The organism is Paractinoplanes deccanensis (assembly GCF_016862115.1).
Lineage (GTDB): Bacteria > Actinomycetota > Actinomycetes > Mycobacteriales > Micromonosporaceae > Actinoplanes > Actinoplanes deccanensis.
In genome coordinates this window covers 1-1452 of record NZ_BOMI01000205.1, presented here as the reverse complement: position 1 = coordinate 1452, position 1452 = coordinate 1, and the positions used below count along the sequence as shown (strand labels likewise).

The 1452-nt window shown below is 73.4% G+C and carries 1 protein-coding gene and 1 pseudogene; one reads left to right on the top strand and one right to left on the bottom strand.

Annotated features, from left to right (window positions below):
• Positions 1-340: 340 nt before the first annotated feature.
• Entirely contained in the window at positions 341-565 is a 225-nt protein-coding gene (locus Ade02nite_RS47285; protein ID WP_203778002.1) for an FmdB family zinc ribbon protein, read from the bottom strand.
• A gap of 120 nt (positions 566-685) precedes the next feature.
• Between Ade02nite_RS47285 and Ade02nite_RS47280 the strand changes: the two are divergent.
• Positions 686-1452, top strand: a pseudogene (locus Ade02nite_RS47280) (hypothetical protein); the annotation flags it as partial.

Genomic DNA, 1452 nt, shown 5'->3' with positions numbered 1-1452 from the left:
GCGACCCGCTGCCCCGTCGACACGGCACTCACAGTGCTGGGCCGCTCGACGCCGACCCGCGGCCCATCGACACGGCACCCACAGCGCCGGACCGCACGACGCGACCCGCGGCCCATCGACACGGCACCCACAGCGCCGGACCGCACGACGCGACCCGCGGCCCATCGACGCGTAAGCCGCAGCGCTGAGCCGCAGCGAACGTGCGGCAGGTGCACGCTGCACCAAACCACGGCGGCGGGGGCCGGTCCGCCCAGGCCCGGGCTGGTGGACTCCCTGGTTCTGGGGTGTGAGGCGAGAGCGCGGGCGTCAGACCACCGGGTCCCCGGTCAGCGAGGAGCCGTCAGCAACCGCAGGCTCCGCCGCAGCAGCCGCCACCGCCGCCGCCGCCGGCTGCTGGGCGGGGTGCGGCGCCGCCTGTGCGGCCCGTGACGGCGACGGTGGAAAGGAGCTTCACCGTGTCGGCGTGGCCCTGGGGGCAGCTCGTGGGCTCGGACGCCTCACGCATCGGGCGGTTGACCTCGAAGGTGTCGCCGCAGGCGCGGCACCGGAACTCGTAACGCGGCATAGAAGAAGAGTAGGCCCTCGCAACGGCGGAAATTCACCCTGTGGACAGGCGCCGGAGAGTTATCCACAGGCCTCGAATCGGGCTCTCGCGGCGGTGCCTCGGTTGGGTAGTGTCGTCCGCGTGGTGAAGCGGCAGAAGGACCAGGCGGCCAACCCCGAGCTGCGCCCGTCGGCGCCGCATCAGGGTGGTCCGCTGGCGAGTTCCGGCGCGGCCCCCGAGGACCGGGCGCCCACCGATGCCGCCTCGCACGACCAGCCGAGCCCGACTCAGACAGCCAACCCGAGCCAGGCAGCCAGTCCCGATCCGGCAGGCAGTCCCGACCCGGCAGCCAGCCCCAGCCAGGTGGCCAGCCCCAGCCAGGTGGCCAGCCCCAGCCCGGCAGCCAGCCCCAGCCCGGCAGCCAGCCCCAGCCCGGCGGCCGGCCCCAGCCAGGCAGCCAGCCCCAGCCCGGCGGCCGGCCCCAGCCAGGTGGCCGGCTCCAGCCCGGCGGCCGGCTCCAGCCCGGCGGCTGCGGCCGAGACGTCGACCTCGGCCGGCGAACCGGCCGGGCATGACAAGCGCGCGCCGGGCGACGGGCCCGCCGCAGATAACAAGCCAGCCGTTGACGGCAAGCCCACCCCTAACGAGATGGCAGCCGCCGAGGAGAAAGCCTCTCCCGACGACAAGACGTCTGCGGGAAAGAAAACCAGCTCTGACGACAGGACGACAGCGGGCGAGAAAGCCGCTTCCGACGACAAGGTGGCTGCAAGCGAGAAGGTCGCGGGCGAGATAGCCGCACCCGACAGCAAGACAGCCGTCGGCGAGAAGGCCAAGCCCGACGACAAGAAAGCCGCCGGCGAGAGTGCCACGCTAGACGACAAGTTGGCCACAGACGGCAAGGCGGCCCC

What these genes read in the sequence shown, in the direction of transcription:
- Ade02nite_RS47285 (WP_203778002.1), bottom strand. Translation starts at nt 565, where the DNA reads ATGCCGCGTTACGAGTTCCGGTGCCGCGCCTGCGGCGACACCTTCGAG.